Origin of the sequence: Yersinia hibernica (assembly GCF_004124235.1) — a bacterium.
GTDB lineage: Bacteria > Pseudomonadota > Gammaproteobacteria > Enterobacterales > Enterobacteriaceae > Yersinia > Yersinia hibernica.
On the sequence record NZ_CP032487.1, the window covers coordinates 4,027,755 to 4,044,073 of the forward strand.

The window sequence follows — 16,319 nt, forward strand, 5'->3', positions numbered from 1 at the left end:
GAATTCACTCCTTCAGAATTATTCCACTTCTATCTGTTTTACCTGCAAATGGCTGCCGCTCTCTACTTGCAGAGCATGGCTGCCACAATGCGGGCACCCGGCATCATGCCGCTCAATCTGTACACTGGTGCTGCACTCCCAACACCAGGCAACCGCAGGCAAGTAGCGCAGATGCAATTGGCAATCTGCGGCCAGTGTCTGGCGGCTGGCCGCCTCAAAGCTAAAGCGCAAAGCGCTCTCTTCAATACAGGAGAGCGCGCCAATTTCCAGCCAAACTGCGGTGATTCGTTTGGCACCGTGCAATTGTGCCTGTTTCTCTATCAGCTCCAGTGTGCTGAGACACAAACTGATTTCATGCATGCTGATTCGTTATCTGGCTGACTTTATTAAACAAAGCGCGCCGCCGTGGATTAGCCGGGGCATCGGCATCGGTGACTGGCAGTGAGAGCGCCATGCGCACACTTTGCTCCGCCAGTTGTACCGCCCGTTCAGCACTGAGCGCGGTGTCCAGTGGCGACATCAGCGAGCGGCTTAAATACTGGCCGCAGCCCGCAATTTCGCTGGTGGTAAACCCAATAGTGCCGCAAGGTAGCGCCAGCATCAGGCGCTCTCCCACCATACGGCGCTGCCAAGATTGCTGCGGCCCCGGCAATACCACCAAACTCAGCATCCATGGAGTCAATAACGCACCAATCCACTGCTGCTCAAATAACTGAAATCCACAGGCGCGCAGGGGAATGTGGTCGCGATAAAATGGCAATTTGCACATTTCATCGGCCGCTATTTGGCTAAACACCTGCTCCAGCAATTGCGCCGGATTTTGTGCATGGCCGGCAATAACATCAGACATGACTTTCTTCTCGCGCTTTGAGGGTAATCCCGCTGGTGCGTAATGCCGCCAGAATCTGTTCCAACGCCGGTTCAATGGCTCGCGTGACCGTTGGTGTCAGGCCGATATTCGGAGCCAGTGACTCCGGCACCACCCCCACCAGCGTTAACTGACGTGGAAACTCGCCGGTCAGTTGCAATGCCATCAACACATCACATAGCCCCAACTGATGCGGCGACACTTTGCGGCTGAACATTGCGGGGATTTCTTTATCGCGTAATACCGCCACCGTCCCCGGTGGCTGCCCAGTCAGCACCGCATCGGCAACAATCAAATGTTCACGATTGGCCATAGCTTCCATCAGCTCCAGCCCCGCGGTGCCACCATCCAGCACCTCGACTCCCGCTGGCAGGTGAAAGCGCTGTTCCAGCGCTTCGACAATTCGCACCCCGACCGCTTCATCACTGAGTAATAAATTACCTATACCTAATACCAAAATCCCCATCACAGCACCTTGACTTTGGTCACTTCGTTGCCCGTTGTATCAACAATATGTACCGCACAAGACATACACGGGTCGAATGAGTGAATGGTCCGCACCACTTCCAGTGGTTTGGCAGGATCAGCCACCGGAGTGCCCACCAGCGCTTGCTCGTAAGGCCCCGGTTCATCATTATAATTACGCGGCCCGGCATTCCAGGTTGATGGCACCACCGCCTGATAGTTGCCGATTTTGCCATCTTTGATAACCACCCAATGGGACAACATGCCGCGCGGGGCTTCTTCAAAACCGACCCCACGAATTTCGCCCGTCAGGGGAATGTCAGGTTTGATAAAGGTTTCCACATCACCGGTGCCAATGTTGGTGACCAGCGCCGTCCATTGCTGGGCCAGTGTTTCATGCAATACGCAGCAATGCACCGCCCGGCCAATGATGCGCCCCAGCGTTGAGGGCAATTGTTCAGCCGTGATAGCCTGCCCGCTCAGTTTTTGGTAAGCCGCACCAATGTCAGTGAAATGCTGTTTAGTCGGCGCGTGCCCGGCGGCCACCCCGCACATTAGCCATGCCAACGGCCCCACTTCGACGGTTTTGCCGTAAAAAGTCGGCGCTTTTACCCACGAATATTTGCCATCCTCCTGCCAGCCGGTGTAGTTCGGATTGGTTTTTCCCTCCCACGGTGCCAGCGGCTCGTCATCTTGATACCAAGCATGTTTGCCACTCTCGGCAATGCCTTTTATCAAATACGGGTCGTTGTGATTGGCAATCGGGCGGAAAGCACCATTTTCCAGATATCCCCCCGGTAACAAGAAAGTTTCCCCTTTGCGATCAATAGGTAGCTCCGGCACGCTGAGATAATAATCCGCCCCTTTACCCAGATTAAGCCAGCCCGGATAGTGGGCGGCAATCACCGCGGTATCCACTTTATAAACCTGCTCGATAAAGCTGCCCAGCCGGTCAATAAAGGATTTCACCAGCATCAGGCGCTCTAGGTTAAGCACGCTCGGCATATCCAGATTAATCGGATTGGCCACCCCGCCCACCGCCAGGTTCTGAATATGCGGTGTTTTGCCACCCAGCACCGCCACAATGCGATTGGCATCGCGCTGACACTCCAGCGCTTGCAGATAATGCGCCACGGCAATCAAATTGACCTCTGGCGGCAGTGCCATGGCCGGATGGCCCCAATAGCCGTTAGCAAAAATACCGAGCTGGCCGCTGGCGACTAACTCTTTGATTTTCTGCTGCACACGGGTAAATTCTTCCGCACTGTTCAACGGCCAACTGGACAATCCACTCAGCATGGCCGCCGCCTTTTGCGGCGAAGCTTGCAACGCGGAGGTGACATCCACCCAGTCCAGCGCCGACAATTGATAGAAATGAACAATATGGTCATGAATACTGTGCGCGGCCAAGATCAGGTTGCGAATATGCTGGGCATTGACCGGCACTTCCAGCCCTAATGCATTTTCCACCGCCCGCACCGAGGCAATGGCATGAATAGTGGTGCAGACGCCACAAATACGCTGCACAATCATCCAAGCATCGCGCGGATCATTACCTTGTAAAATCTCTTCCATGCCACGCCACATGGTGCCGGAGGACCAAGCCTTAATAACCTTGCCGTCCTCAATTTCGCAGTCGATCCGCAGGTGCCCTTCAATGCGAGTGACGGGATCAATGGTGATGCGTTGGCTCATGCTTTACCTCTGTCTGATTATTCTTATGTAACTGCCCGTGAGCCGGAAGCACCGGCAACAGTCGAATCAATAAAATGTAGGCGCAGACCTCAATGGCGACGAAGCCGATGGAGATCAGGATTTCACTGGTGGTGGGGAAATAGCGGTAGCCGCCGCCGGGATTAAAGGCCAAAAGTGAGTAATTGAGCCGCCATAGGGCTCCGCCGCCAATCATGCAAAGCGCGCCAATAAACAGCAGGCGGCTGTCTTGTCTGGCTTGCGGGATGCGGAAAATCAGCAACGGCAAGGCCATCAGGATGATTTCAGCCCAGAAAGCAATGGCGTAGCGGTCAAAGTGCCACAAATATTCCGTCTTATGGCGCACGATAACTTCACCCAGACGCAGCATGATAAACAGCAGCAAGAATACGTCGATGATCGTGGTTAATCGTGTGAATAACGGCGCTTCATCAGCTCCCCGCCCCCGCAGCCCGGCCTGTACCAGAGAACCTTCGAAAATAACAATTGAGAAGCCCAAAATGGCGGCCGTCAACAAAGAGAACAGCGGCAACATTTCATAGCTTTGCCACAGCGGATGAATCTTGGCCCCAGCCGCTATCATCAACGATCCCATTGAAGATTGGTGCATGGTTGGCAGCAATGCGCCGAGCGCGATGACAAAAAACATCACTTTATTCAGCCGCTTGAGTGACACTTTCCAGCCCAAGCGCTCAAATAGCGCCGGGGCAAACTCCACGGCCATGACACCAATGTAAATCGTCATACAGACCGCGGTTTCGAACAGCACCGAGTTGACATTGAAGTGCCCGGGAATAAAGAAGTAGGGCAAATTCCAGTAGCGGCCCACGTCGATGGTGATGGAAAGCCCACCGAGCGCGTAACCAAACAGACTGGCAAGCAGCGCCGGGCGCACCAGTGGGTGATATTCCCCGCGATTGAACACATAAACTGCCCATGCCAATGCCCAACCGCCGCAGGCCAACCCGGTGCCGACCAGTAAATCAAAAGCAATCCAAATGCCCCACGGGAAGCCGCCATTCAAATCACTGACTGACCCAAGCCCAAGCACCAAACGTTTGACAATCAACAGCGCGCAAAGCACCACAAAAGGCGCTAACAGCATCACCGGCCAACTGACCAGCCGCCCACCCAATGGGCTGGATTTATGCATCGTCATCTGAGCCTTCCTTTTTATCCTGCTTGTCCGCATCACCCTCTTTGCGCTCATCGCGCGTGTTGCGATGCACTAAAGCGGTGACACCGGCCAAGACCGCCAGCGGCAGGATCATGCCTTTGTACAATGTGTGCTGGACATGCTCGGAGCGCGCGCCCGTCGCCAGTTCTGCTAATGGCGGCAAATCGAGCTTCTCGGCCGGAATGCCCGCCAACACCAGAACCTGGGTACCGCCGCCCTCTTTCTCGCCATAAACATGTTGGTCATAATGAGGGACTGGATGCTCGTAGGTGTCATGGGCACTGAGAGTTTGGCGCGGGAAACGGTAATTCTCACCTGGTTTGAGCGTCAGCCGGTGTTGCGCCTCTGACAGCAATTCCTCACGGGTGCCAAATATCACCGCCCCGGTCGGACACACTTCAACACAACCAGGCAAGCCGCCTTTATCAAGCCGCTCGATACCTTTCTGGTTACATAATTCGCATTTATGAATTTTGCCAAAGGGGTTGTGGTAATCGTATTTCGGCACATTGAATGGGCAGCCGACCATGCAGTAACGGCAACCAGTGCAGACGTCGGGGTCATAGTGAACAATGCCAGTTTTGGCATCTTTGCGCAGCGCACTGACCGGGCAGACAGAAACACAGTTGGGGTCAACGCAATGCATGCATTGCTTTTTGATATAGGCATAGCCATCTTCCAACTGATCTTTATGAATGCCCGCGCCGCTAGTCCAGACCTGAATGATATTGTTGGTATAGGGGCTGAGCTTGTCATTGTCTGACCAAAGGGCCTCGCCACTGGCATAAATCTCACTATGATTGACCTGCTGGCATTTGCTCACACACGCCTGGCAGCCAACACATAATGTGGAGTCATACAACATCCCCAGCGCACCGGGGATCGGTGGACGATTTTGTACCTCGGCTTTGCTACTCGGCGACAACCCCGCCAACAGCATGCCACCAGAGGCTAATTTGAAAAAGTGACGTCGATTCACGGCTATTCCTCCCGCGATGAGTGATCGTCATCTTTGCGGCGCTGTTTCTGTTGCCGCCCCAGCTCTCGCACCGTCATCAGACTGACACCGGCGACCAATCCGACCACACCGCCGAGTAACGCCGTCGCGGTAGTCGAGATATCACCGCCCTCAGGGTTGTGAATCAGCGGTTTTTCAGCACGTGGCGTCGGGTTCTCAACATTCGCCAGTTGGGCAATACCTTTAGTAAAACCGATGCCTTCTTCATTACAGCCATAACAAGGGTGGCCAATACCGACCGGCCAGATGCCTCCGCCGATATCACAGAATTCCAGCGTCGGGCAGTTGCCATAGGTTTCCGGCCCTTTACAGCCAAGATGATAAAGACACCAGCCCTGCCGATGACCTTCATCACCAAACTGACGGGCAAAGCGCCCGGCATCAAAGTGTGGCCGGCGTTCGCAGTTTTCATGAATCAAACGGCCATAGGCAAAGGTCGGGCGGTTTTTAGCATCCAATGCCGGTGGGCGCTGGAAAGTAATAATATGGGCCACTGTTGCCAGGAAGTTATGCGGGTTGGGCGGGCAGCCGGGAATATTAATCACCGTTTTGCCCGGCAGCGCCTCTTGCAGGCTGACCGCGCCGGTCGGATTACCGCCAGTGGCAGGCACGCCGCCCCAAGCTGAACATGAGCCAATGGCAATAATAGCCGCGGCATGTTCTGCAGCTTCACGGATATGCTCGACAATAGGTTTACCGGCCACCATGCAGTAAATTCCACCATGTTTCAGTGGAATAGAGCCGTCCACCACTAACACATATTTCCCTTTATATTGCTCAATAGCCCGGTGCTTATTTTCCTCCGCTTGCTCGCCAAATGCAGCAGAAAGCACTTCGTGATATTCCATGGAAATAACACTGAGCAATAAATTCTCAATAGTTGGGTGGGTTGAACGTAACAGTGATTCGGTACAACCGGTGCACTCCTGAGCACCAATCCAAATAACCGGAGGGCGCTGGGGCGAGGCCACGGTGTTGGCAATTTCAGCAGCGGCCTTGCTGCTGAGACCCATGGTGGCAGCCAATGCTGCACAGAGCTTCATAAAATCACGACGGTTAACGCCATGCTGGGAAAGCATGTTTTTTCCCCTGTCATTATTATTCTATTGTTCACATACCCGAGACGAACAACGGGCATACCCTTATAAAAAGAATGGTTTTGTATCCAATAAAATTCAAAATGCAAAGAAAGAAGGCAGCAAACACACCTGCACTTTGAAAGGTAAAAGATTTTCTGTTAATAGTTTGTAACTCTAGGACTTTAATTAAGTTGATCTTTATCAATGGATAATTGATTGAGTTGGTGTGGGGGAAATATCTGTGAACTAAAACCGTTTCAGCAAAATATTTCATTTGCTAGAAGATAGAAAATCTGTCAGATGACAATGTGGTGGATGCAGATGAAATTGAATATCATTAACCACGCACACTCAATTAATGCAATAACTTTAATTATATATTACTAACTTTAGTTATTTAAAGAGGAATGAAAATTCTATATAACTTAAATATGAAATGAGGAATTGAGCAACTATTCAATCATACTGATGAATAATAAACCTTAATTCGCCATTAAAAATGCCGAAATTGTGCAGCTAAAATTGCCCTCTGATATCAGCGCTTCCCTTGCCACGACTGGCGCTTAGCTCCGCGCTCTGTTAGAGGCAAAAACCTATACAAAAAACAGGCTCCAGCCAGCTCCATTTCAATCTATCACTGACTTAAAATGATTAATTTAACATTTTTCCCAGCCCTTCCGCCTGCCTAAAATCTATTAACAATTAACTCTTACCTTGCCATTTTATAAAAAGTAAAACAGAGAAGATTCGGCAATATAAATCACCCAACGTGATTAATAATTAATTTAGCCAATACACCCAATATGAATTGTTAAATCCGGCAATCAATCAGATTTCTATCAGTTTCATTCAGATTGAAGATTTAAACACCCTACTTTGCTATTTCTAATGATAAATCCTAATGTTACAAAATGGATCGCCAGAAGCTGCGACTGATAATCCCCAGCCATAAACACACCTATTTCTGGGTATATCAGGCCGAAAATGGTGCTTGCAGTCCCATGTCTTCACCTCAAATTTGTATTTACCAGCCCCCTACAGTGTAAGGAATAAGCCGTAAATCTTAGTTAATTGTATATTTTGTATATAAATCAAGTTATTGGTAAATGAGTCGTGCTATGATTTATTTACCGGTCAATATTCAACCGGTTATGCGCTAAAAGGGGTCGCTATGATTAAGCCATTCATTGTTGTTGCTATCGCCGTCGCCACACTCAGTGGCTGCGCAAATAATAATACCCTTTCGGGTGATACGTTCAGCAGTTCTCAGGCTGGGCAAGCCCAAACTGTCACTTACGGTACTCTGGTTTCGGTACGCCCGGTCACTATTCAGGGCGGTGATGGAAATAACATCGCGGGAGCCGTCGGCGGGGCGGTGGTCGGTGGTTTCCTCGGTAACACCATTGGCGGAGGTACAGGCCGGCGTCTGGGCACCGCTGCGGGGGCCGTTGCCGGCGGTGTTGTTGGTCAACAAGTCCAGAGCATGATGAATCGCAGTAACGGAGTTGAACTGGAAGTTCGCCGTGATAACGGAACCACTTTCCTGGTGGTACAAGCACAAGGGGTAACTCAGTTCCATGCCGGTCAGCGCGTGACTATTGCCACCAATGGCAATACCGTCACCATCACTCCACGCTAATTTTTTCAGCTACGCATTCGTAATGCGAATGCGTAGCTATTATTAGCATTCGGCTACCTCAAGAGCTTAAGATAAATTGCATTACCGAAACCCACTCGCCAGAAACCTTTCTCTGTTCTATTTCTTGCCACCCCAACTTGCGGTACAGCGCTTGCTGATCCGGCGTGTAGAGATAAAGATGTGTAATACCAAATTGCCGACACTGTTCGATGCCAGCATTAACCAGCGCCGTGGCAATACCTTGCCCACGATAAGTTGGCGAGGTAAAAACCTCGCCTAACCAATACTGCCGTTCCTGAATATCATCTAATTCGTACAGCATCACGCTCACGGTTCCCGAGACACACCCATTGTCAGCCAGAGTTAATAAAGTAAATTCCTTATTTAACCCTAAATTACGCAGCGCCAGCCGCTCATTAATCTCGCCAGCGCAAGACCAGCGGGTTAAATCAGACCACTCCTCCTGCAACATTTGAGCTATTTCCGGGACTAAGTGGGGATATTCTTCCAGCTTTTCTATTTTCATTTTTGCGGAGCATCAGCAGAGTAAGACAAACAGTAATAGCCTATTTCCCTGAGTGGGTAAACTTCCTTCGAGGCCTATTTCACCACATTCTCTGCGAGCTCGCCACAGAGCATGCAGTGGCAAATATGCTGAACAGAACTTCCCTCTTCTACCGGAAGGAGAGTGCGCGAGGTTCTTGTTAATATCACCATAGTGATTATTGGAAGAGCATCCGGCTGATAATCACATCGTCAAATGGCATCGGCACATTTAATTTTTCAAAGTCTTTCTTATATTCACTCATCAGTTGTTGGCGTAAATCAGCAATTGAAGTACGACGTACAGCTTGATAATCCATATGTGAAAGTAAGTTTATGGTGGCAGCGCGAATAACCAGCCCCATGGAAACGACGGCCTTAATATCATTATCATCCCCGGTGGCAACCCCTAACTCCAATTGTAGATAGCGCTCATTTTTACTGTCTTTCAGAGTGATAATCATGTTATCAATCTCAACAAACTGGACCGCTTTGTTACCACGAATAAACGATTTGCTGGCAGCCACTGGCTCAGTTTTTCGTTCATCCCCAATAACATCTCGCGCGAGTATCGTCATTACCACCATCAGCGGAATTAACAAAAATAATCCCCCTCTTTTCAAAGGAAATGTTTTTTTCTCTGTATTCATAAATAGTCCTTTATCCCGTGATTAGTTTGGTTCTGTCATTTTATTTCAGCAATTGCCGTGCCAACTTTAATTCACTGATATATATTGAATTAAACTATTAAGGGGAAACAGATCTTCCGATCGGCGGAAGAATCTGGATGACACGACGGAAGAATAAATTAGCATTCCATTTCAGTCAGTTATTATTAATTTTAAAAACAGGTAAAGAATTTCACTTTTTCCGCGACCAATAGAATAACAAGATTATTTTACTTCAGTACATTATAGAATAATGTATAAAAATCATGATGGTAAAAATGTCAAAATGAATAAATTGACTATTTATCCTGCTTGAATGAGGTCATGGATAATACGACATGATCTTAGTTAAAAAATAACCTCTCGCAAAAAAAAAAAACTAAAAATCATCGAATTATGCAATGAAATATACTGAAAACATCTTATCTTCCTTACTTGAAGTTGCAAGAATAATAGCCGCGTTTACTTACCCGAATCACCTACTCACGGCGACTTGAAACTCATTTTTAGGGCAGTGTCTCGTATACGTTCTTAATTTCTGTTTCATCGATCAACGAAATATTGATGCCATTGTGTATATCCCTGAGCATTGAGAATTTTATTTCCCATAAACCATGCTCCTAGCGTAAATTAAAACCATCTACAAATAAAAATGACAAGAAAAACATATATAATTAATGGCTACTTAATCGACCTGAATTCTGGATTTATGACTCACAGAAACACAGGAGAAACAAAGCGACTTGGCGAGTATCAGTTAAAATTGCTCACTGCGCTACTGCAGCATGCGGGTAAAATATTATCCCGTGATGAGATAACGAGTTTAGTCTGGCAACGCGGTCGTGACGCAAACTTAGTGTTGGTGTACTCTTTACCCTTTGGATGATTGATGGCAAAGATTGATGTGGTTTGTCCTCGCTGTTCTGAAACTCATGGGGTTATCCGAAACGGCCACTCCGGCTCAGGGGCGCAGCTCTATCGCTGTAACCAATGCCTGAAGACCTTCCAGCTCAGCTATCGCTACAACGGAGCTAAACCCGAAACCCATCAGGCCATCGTTGATATGGCGATGAACGGCTCCGGATGCCGCGATACAGCACGGGTTCTACGGATAAGCCTCAATACCGTTCTGCGTCATCTAAAAAACTTACGCCGCACCAGGTAGCGCAAAACGTAGAGCCTAGCGCAGAGGTGGTTATCTGCTGTGAAGCCGATGAGCAGTGGTCATATGTCCGCTGTAAAGGCAATCAACGCTGGCTGTTTTATGCCTATGACCGCATCCGAAAGCGCGTTATCGCCCATGTATTTGGCCCGCGAAATGCTTTGACATTAAAGCGTCTTCTGGTTTTGCTGAGCCAGTTTAGCATTGCCTTCTACATGACCGATGCCTGGCCGGTATACCGCACTTTATTGTCCTCAACCAGTCATGTTATCAGCAAGAAATACACCCAGAGGATAGAGCGACATAATCTGAACTTGCGAACCCATCTCAAACGGTTAGCCCGCAAGACTATCTGCTTCTCAAAATCAGAAGAAATGCACGATAAGATCATCGGATGGTATCTGACAATTAACCATTACCACTAAATCTGCGGCACGACCGGCAACGCCGTGTCATTGGCAATAATAGTTTGCCGAATGCTATTCACACCCTACGGTTAGTACTTGGCGACAAAAATAAGCAACAACGCATTATCCAAACCATCCCGAAAATGGGTTATTCGCTAGACCCGAGTTTTTGCGAAATTGTCGAGGATAGCGGAGAGCAATTGCCCGGTACGCTGGCGACAACTCAGAAAGTTGTGCATTCTGCGCAGCGAATTGCGGATACCAAAGCGAATGACGAGCAGGAGGTCAGCCCGATATTCCCTTTAAGTAAAAAGCCACTACTTATCTCTGAAGCACCATCAGAAAATCTTGCTATTGCGGCGAAAAATATCAATCCAGTCAACAACCAGACTCTCTCAACACCTGAGGGTCCCCCCCTAGAAATTGCGGCCAAACAGCGCCCTCTTTTCAGCCGCTGGGCCATAAGTTTGCTGTTGCTGTCAATTCTCATCATAGGTGTCGCTGGCAGTTATATTGTCTATCAGCAGCAAACCACTTTCAACAGTCAGGCAGTCGAACAAAACTTGGGGATGTATAGCAATACTCGTGTTTTGCAATTGCTTGATTCACAGCTATCTCTACAGGACAAACAGAATCTTAATCAGTGTTTAAAAAAACATGCTCTATATGATAAATAAGTAACTTGCCACAGCAATTTGCCATTAGCGTCATAGCAAACAATAAATCAATAATCTAATTAACAAAGAGATGGTGAGAAAAAAGAGCGGAAAACCGCCCCCCTATGCATAATACTCAATGTCGATACCTTCTTCCCGCATATTAGCCAGTCGATATCGCAATGCCCTGGGTGTAATACCTAAAAATTCGGCGGTTTTGGACTTGCTGCCTCTATGTCGTTGTAGTAAATCTGCAATATATTGGTACTGGGCGAGGCGTCCATGTAATTTAATATTACTGTCATTATTCATAGGCTGAGAATTAGATGAAGAAAATATACGTTTATTTCCTGCCAATACATTGCCAGTGGATGCGCTGTCATAAGGTGCTACTAATCCCAAATGAGAAATATCGACCACCCCATTATTACTCATAATAATGCCTCGCTGAATAACATTTTCTAATTCGCGTACATTACCGGGCCAAGGATATTTCTGAAGTGCACTTTGTGCTTGTGGTGTGATATTTATTTTCACATCCGAAAAATCCTGATATTTATAAAAAAATTCTTTTACTAACGGCATAATGTCCTCCGGTCTTTCACGCAAAGGAGAAATATTAATAGGGAAAACTGATAGTCTATAATAAAGATCCTGACGAAATCGCCCTTCAGTGATTTCAACGTTCAGATCTTTATTGGTTGAAGCAATCATTCTAATATCTAGAGGGATACGCTTATTACTGCCTAAACGTTCCACTTCTTGCTCTTGTAATACACGAAGCAACTTAACTTGCAACGTTAATGGCATATCACCTATTTCATCGAGTAATAACGTCCCACCATTAGCCTGTTCAAATTTTCCGACCACACTACTCACCGCGCCAGTAAAGGCACCTTTTTCATAACCGAATAATATTGCCTCCAGCATACTCTCAGGGATAGCGGCACAGTTAACCGCCACATAAGGTGTATTATCGCCCAACGCTTTCTGATGAATATACTTTGCGATACACTCTTTACCGGTTCCTGTCTCCCCCGTAATTAATACTGGAACATTAAATTTTGCCACCCGGCGTGCGAGGGTAAATACACTCACACTGGCGGGTGAATTAGCCACAAAGCCATATTCATTTTTAGTCAACAACACCATAATAATGTCCCCCTCGGCAATAATAAAGTTAATACCCTACGTACAAAAATCACTGATATGACACTTAAAAGACAGCCTTAAACACTTAAATATAAGGTTTTCAAAAGTTATTACCCCAAGCCATAAGATGGTGATATAAATCATGGGTAATCGACTATAAACATTCGATTAAAGATAAAATAATTAAATAAAAATTAAAAAGATTAACACTTTAAAGTCATATGGTTATCTCGGTATATTTAATTTACCTACTGGCTATGCAGAACATAGCATCTCGGGCTTTGGTTAGATGGTTATAAGAGATATGGCATTACTTTTCTTATTCTCCCCACTCAGTTAAGTTGCAATGGCCTGACTTTTTTCAGAACTAATGAGATTAAAGTAAGGGAGATATTCCGAGTTCAAAAACTGTCACTGTGGTGACAGAACAAATCCAAAGTCAGTGAAGTGATGGGGATTAGAGAGTGGTAAGCATCATTATCATGCCCGCTTCTATGGCTAAAAATCTGTAAGGAGCAATAAAAAAACCACCAGATGATGCTGAGTATCTGATGGTTTATTTCTAGTAATCCGATAAAAATATTTTATTTCTAACAGTTAAACTCTCTTTTCGCCCTGCTTAAGCCGCTTGGGGATTGTCTGTGAGATGAAAAACAGCAACAGCTTCAGTTAGCTGGCGAGCCTGCTCCTCTAATGAGGCCGCCGCCGCGGCAGATTCTTGTACTAAGGATGCATTTTGCTGGGTGACGCCATCCATTTCTGCTACAGCTTGGCCAATTTGACCAATCCCACGGCTTTGTTCATCAGAGGCAGATGCTATTTCCCCCATGATATCAGTTACATTCGTCACCGCCTGAACAATGCTGTTCATGGTATCTCCCGCTTTGGCAACTTGTTGCGACCCCATGTTCACGCGAGATACTGATTCACTGATAAGTCCTTCAATTTCCTTGGCGGCCTGCGCACTACGCTGAGCTAAATTGCGGACTTCACTGGCGACGACGGCAAAACCACGCCCTTGCTCACCAGCTCTTGCTGCTTCAACTGCCGCGTTTAGTGCCAGAATATTGGTTTGGAATGCAATACTGTTTATCACCCCGATAATATCGGCGATACGACGAGAACTTTCAGTAATACTGCTCATGGTCGCCACAACATCATTGACAATACGCCCGCCATCTTGTGCTGTTGCGGAGGCATTCTCCGCCAATTTACTGGCCTGGTGAGCATTTTCGGCATTCTGTTTTACGGTGGCATTCAATTGCTCCATGCTGGCCGCAGTTTCCTCTAATGCCGCAGCTTGCTGCTCAGTACGTGAAGAAAGATCGGCATTTCCTGCTGCTATTTCCCCTGCACCGGTATAAATCGCATCAGTGCTATTACGAATAGTCGATACAGTATTCACTAAGCTATTTTGCATTTCTCTTAGGTAGGGGATTAATTGTCCAACACAGTTACGGCCAAATTCAGCCATCGGCCGGCCTAATTGCCCTTCCGCTAAACGTTTAAAATGCAACTTAATTGAATCCAGAGGCCGCACCAAATAACTGACAATATAGCGATCAGTTAAGACCAAAATAATAATACCGGCGATTAATGCAGCCAGTAGCGCCCGCTCACACCACGTGACCAGAGACTCAATGCGTAAACTGGCAGCCTCCGTTGATTGATCAACCGCCGAATTGTATTTCTCGATTGTGGAGCCAAACTCACGGCTTAAAACAGGATATTCAGTGTTAAACATGCGGTTATAGTCATCAAATCGCTTTTCAGCCACCGCCTTAACCATTGGCTCAATGCCTTTGTCCAATAGTGTTGTCCAGCTTTGGATGGTTTTTTCCGTCAGTAACGAATCCATTTCCTCATGAGATTGCAGCTTAAATTTCTGCAATGCTTCTTGTGTATTTTTCAGCGCAACACCTGCGGAGGCTAATTCACGATCAGCATCTGCCATAGCGCCATTTTGGCGATAAGCAGCCGCCCGACTTAAACGAGTGACGACCCGAAAATACTGGTCATTGCCGCGATTAATAATATTAACGTTTTTCTGTTGTTCTGAACTCAGGTGAAGAGAATGTGTTAATTGGTTAAGTGAAAATAATGTAAAGGTTGAAATACCTCCCCAGAGTAACAAAAATACAACAAGAATAGATAATAACGCCATCCTGATGGTGATATGTTTTAGAAAATTCACGGGAATACCCTTGTGTTTTATTTTTTTAGTTTATTTCCTTGAGATTTCAAGGTGTTTATCGCTGATAATTTATGCAGGGAACAAGCTGATTATCAGGATTAAACCATAAAATAGCATAAAACCAATACAAAAGATCAATATCGCCGATCAATAATAACTAACCGATTGATTTCATCTATTAAAATGTAAACAAGCATCGCTACATTTGATGCAATAAATCATTAGTAAATTTCAGTTTTTTCACCAGATATGTATTTACTTTGAATATAAATACAATATCGACTATCAAATGAAATGAGGAATTATAAGCAAATCAATTAATTTAATTACAGAGAGATTATGCCCCTCCGTTGCCACAGCAGAATTAAATACCTTATTAAATAAGATTCGGCGAGATAAATAAAATCCTAACAAAAATTCATATTAAACTATCAGGTTTGATATACAGCAGAATTTATCTATTTATTGGGATAGATCTCTTTGACGTTTTTTTGAACAATAATTTAGCGCGGGGTCAATAATCTTTTTATTCATTACATTACTGCCAAGTGCCGAGCACCTGGCAGTGTTAAGCTGGTTATCAGCGCCACTCAACTTCCCCGATGAGATAACTCACCGAGAATAAAATCGTTAATGATACTGTCGAAATCTTTATCACTGCTGAAACCTAAGGTTTTGGCATAATGCGCTGAGAAATTTCCGGGCCAAGAATTGACAATTTTTTCAATGAGTGGGTCTTGCTGAATTTTAATGAAACCAACCACTTCCTCCCCCGCAATGCGCCGTAATGCATCAATCATCTGCTGCACACTAACAGATAAACCAGGCAGATTAATGACCCGTCCAGACTTAAGCTGACTGGCATCCAGTTGATGACCGTGGATCAAGTTGTTAATCGCCATCTTTGGCGATAATAGCCACAAAAGTGTTTGCGGGCTAACTGGACAAATTGTCGCAACCCCCTGTAATGGCTCGCGAATAATACCGCTGGCAAAGCTGGAGGCGGCACGATTGGGCTTGCCAGGACGAACCACAATAGTCGGCATTCTTAGGCTACGGCCATCAACAAATCCGCGCCGGCTATAATCGGCCAGCAGCAAATCATTCAATGCTTTTTGCGTCCCATAGGAACTTTGTGGCGCCCAAACCTGCTCATCTGGCACCACCGCCGGTAACTCCCCGCCAAATACAGCCACTGAACTGGTCATAATCACTTTAGGGCAGTGCCCCAGCTGACGCGCCCGCTCCAGCAAACCGCGAGTAGCATCAAAGTTGATGCGCATTCCCAGCTCAAATTCCTCTTCTGCTTGGCTGGAAACCACCGCCGCCAAATGGAAAATAGTGTCAATCTGCGCGTCAAAAACACTTTCCAGCCAGTGTGAATCGGCGATATCACCACAAAAGACCTGTACCCGCTCATCAGCTATTGCACTTAGCGGCATCACATCGCAAGCAACTATTTTATTGATTCTGCGCTGCTGGCCTTGGCTGTCCGTCAGATAATCCAGAGTCAGTAAACGTTCAATTAATCGACGCCCCAGAAAGCCAGCAGCGCCTGTTACCATTATGTTCATTGTT

The 16,319-nt window shown here is 46.8% G+C and carries 15 protein-coding genes and 1 pseudogene; 4 read left to right on the forward strand and 12 right to left on the reverse strand.

Annotated elements, in window-relative coordinates:
- Nucleotides 1–18: 18 nt before the first annotated feature.
- From hypA to hybO, 7 genes and pseudogenes are all read right to left on the reverse strand, one after another.
- Nucleotides 19–360 (reverse strand): hydrogenase maturation nickel metallochaperone HypA, encoded by a 342-nt coding sequence (gene hypA / locus D5F51_RS18965; protein ID WP_025376925.1) that lies wholly within the window; start codon nucleotides 358–360, stop codon nucleotides 19–21.
- Entirely contained in the window at nucleotides 353–850 is a 498-nt protein-coding gene (gene hybE, locus D5F51_RS18970) for a hydrogenase-2 assembly chaperone (protein ID WP_025376924.1), read from the reverse strand. The genes hypA and hybE overlap by 8 nt, the downstream gene beginning before the upstream one ends.
- Nucleotides 843–1,334: a HyaD/HybD family hydrogenase maturation endopeptidase gene (locus D5F51_RS18975; RefSeq protein ID WP_025376923.1), complete on the reverse strand. Its 492-nt coding sequence runs from the start codon at nucleotides 1,332–1,334 to the stop codon at nucleotides 843–845. The genes hybE and D5F51_RS18975 overlap by 8 nt, the downstream gene beginning before the upstream one ends.
- On the reverse strand, nucleotides 1,334–3,028 hold the full coding sequence (gene hybC, locus D5F51_RS18980; RefSeq protein ID WP_129198490.1) for a hydrogenase 2 large subunit: 1,695 nt from the start codon (nucleotides 3,026–3,028) through the stop codon (nucleotides 1,334–1,336). The genes D5F51_RS18975 and hybC overlap by 1 nt, the downstream gene beginning before the upstream one ends.
- Complete coding sequence (hybB, locus tag D5F51_RS18985; protein ID WP_162301792.1) at nucleotides 3,006–4,205, reverse strand: Ni/Fe-hydrogenase cytochrome b subunit; 1,200 nt, start codon at nucleotides 4,203–4,205, stop codon at nucleotides 3,006–3,008. Before hybB ends, hybC begins: the two co-directional genes overlap by 23 nt.
- Nucleotides 4,192–5,202 carry a hydrogenase 2 operon protein HybA gene (hybA, locus tag D5F51_RS18990; RefSeq protein WP_025376920.1) on the reverse strand — a complete coding sequence of 337 codons (1,011 nt, stop codon included), beginning with the start codon at nucleotides 5,200–5,202 and terminating at the stop codon, nucleotides 4,192–4,194. The genes hybB and hybA overlap by 14 nt, the downstream gene beginning before the upstream one ends.
- Nucleotides 5,203–5,204: 2 nt before the next feature.
- Nucleotides 5,205–6,337, reverse strand: a pseudogene (gene hybO / locus D5F51_RS18995) (hydrogenase 2 small subunit).
- Between the two features lie 1,154 nt (nucleotides 6,338–7,491).
- On the opposite strand from hybO, the gene D5F51_RS19000 reads away from it, so the two are divergent.
- Nucleotides 7,492–7,959 (forward strand): outer membrane lipoprotein, encoded by a 468-nt coding sequence (locus tag D5F51_RS19000; protein ID WP_025376918.1) that lies wholly within the window; start codon nucleotides 7,492–7,494, stop codon nucleotides 7,957–7,959.
- Between the two features lie 58 nt (nucleotides 7,960–8,017).
- On the opposite strand, the gene D5F51_RS19005 is transcribed toward D5F51_RS19000, so the two are convergent.
- Both D5F51_RS19005 and D5F51_RS19010 read right to left on the reverse strand, forming a co-directional pair.
- Nucleotides 8,018–8,485: a GNAT family N-acetyltransferase gene (locus D5F51_RS19005; protein WP_025376917.1), complete on the reverse strand. Its 468-nt coding sequence runs from the start codon at nucleotides 8,483–8,485 to the stop codon at nucleotides 8,018–8,020.
- A 196-nt stretch (nucleotides 8,486–8,681) separates the two neighbouring features.
- Nucleotides 8,682–9,080: a flagellar basal body-associated FliL family protein gene (locus D5F51_RS19010; protein WP_391592425.1), complete on the reverse strand. Its 399-nt coding sequence runs from the start codon at nucleotides 9,078–9,080 to the stop codon at nucleotides 8,682–8,684.
- Between the two features lie 742 nt (nucleotides 9,081–9,822).
- On the opposite strand from D5F51_RS19010, the gene D5F51_RS19015 reads away from it, so the two are divergent.
- The 3 genes from D5F51_RS19015 (at nucleotide 9,823) to D5F51_RS22840 (ending at nucleotide 11,416) form a co-directional block, all read left to right on the forward strand.
- The gene (locus tag D5F51_RS19015; protein WP_129198496.1) at nucleotides 9,823–10,056 is read left to right on the forward strand and encodes a winged helix-turn-helix domain-containing protein; all 234 of its coding nucleotides are present in this window, start codon (nucleotides 9,823–9,825) and stop codon (nucleotides 10,054–10,056) included.
- 3 nt (nucleotides 10,057–10,059) lie between these two features.
- Nucleotides 10,060–10,757 (forward strand): IS1 family transposase gene (locus tag D5F51_RS19020; protein WP_100273935.1). Its coding sequence is split into 2 segments (ribosomal slippage): nucleotides 10,060–10,318 and nucleotides 10,318–10,757, totalling 699 coding nucleotides; the frame shifts between segments, so codons are not numbered across the junction.
- Nucleotides 10,758–10,801: 44 nt separating this feature from the next.
- Entirely contained in the window at nucleotides 10,802–11,416 is a 615-nt protein-coding gene (locus D5F51_RS22840) for a hypothetical protein (protein WP_245994842.1), read from the forward strand.
- Nucleotides 11,417–11,518: 102 nt separating this feature from the next.
- Here D5F51_RS22840 and D5F51_RS19030 read toward each other — a convergent pair whose 3' ends face one another.
- The 3 genes from D5F51_RS19030 to denD form a co-directional block, all read right to left on the reverse strand.
- Nucleotides 11,519–12,547: a sigma-54 interaction domain-containing protein gene (locus tag D5F51_RS19030; protein ID WP_129198498.1), complete on the reverse strand. Its 1,029-nt coding sequence runs from the start codon at nucleotides 12,545–12,547 to the stop codon at nucleotides 11,519–11,521.
- 619 nt (nucleotides 12,548–13,166) lie between these two features.
- The gene (locus D5F51_RS19035) at nucleotides 13,167–14,741 is read right to left on the reverse strand and encodes a methyl-accepting chemotaxis protein (RefSeq protein ID WP_129198500.1); all 1,575 of its coding nucleotides are present in this window, start codon (nucleotides 14,739–14,741) and stop codon (nucleotides 13,167–13,169) included.
- Between the two features lie 590 nt (nucleotides 14,742–15,331).
- Nucleotides 15,332–16,315: a D-erythronate dehydrogenase gene (gene denD, locus D5F51_RS19040; protein WP_129198502.1), complete on the reverse strand. Its 984-nt coding sequence runs from the start codon at nucleotides 16,313–16,315 to the stop codon at nucleotides 15,332–15,334.
- Between the last annotated feature and the right edge of the window lie 4 nt (nucleotides 16,316–16,319).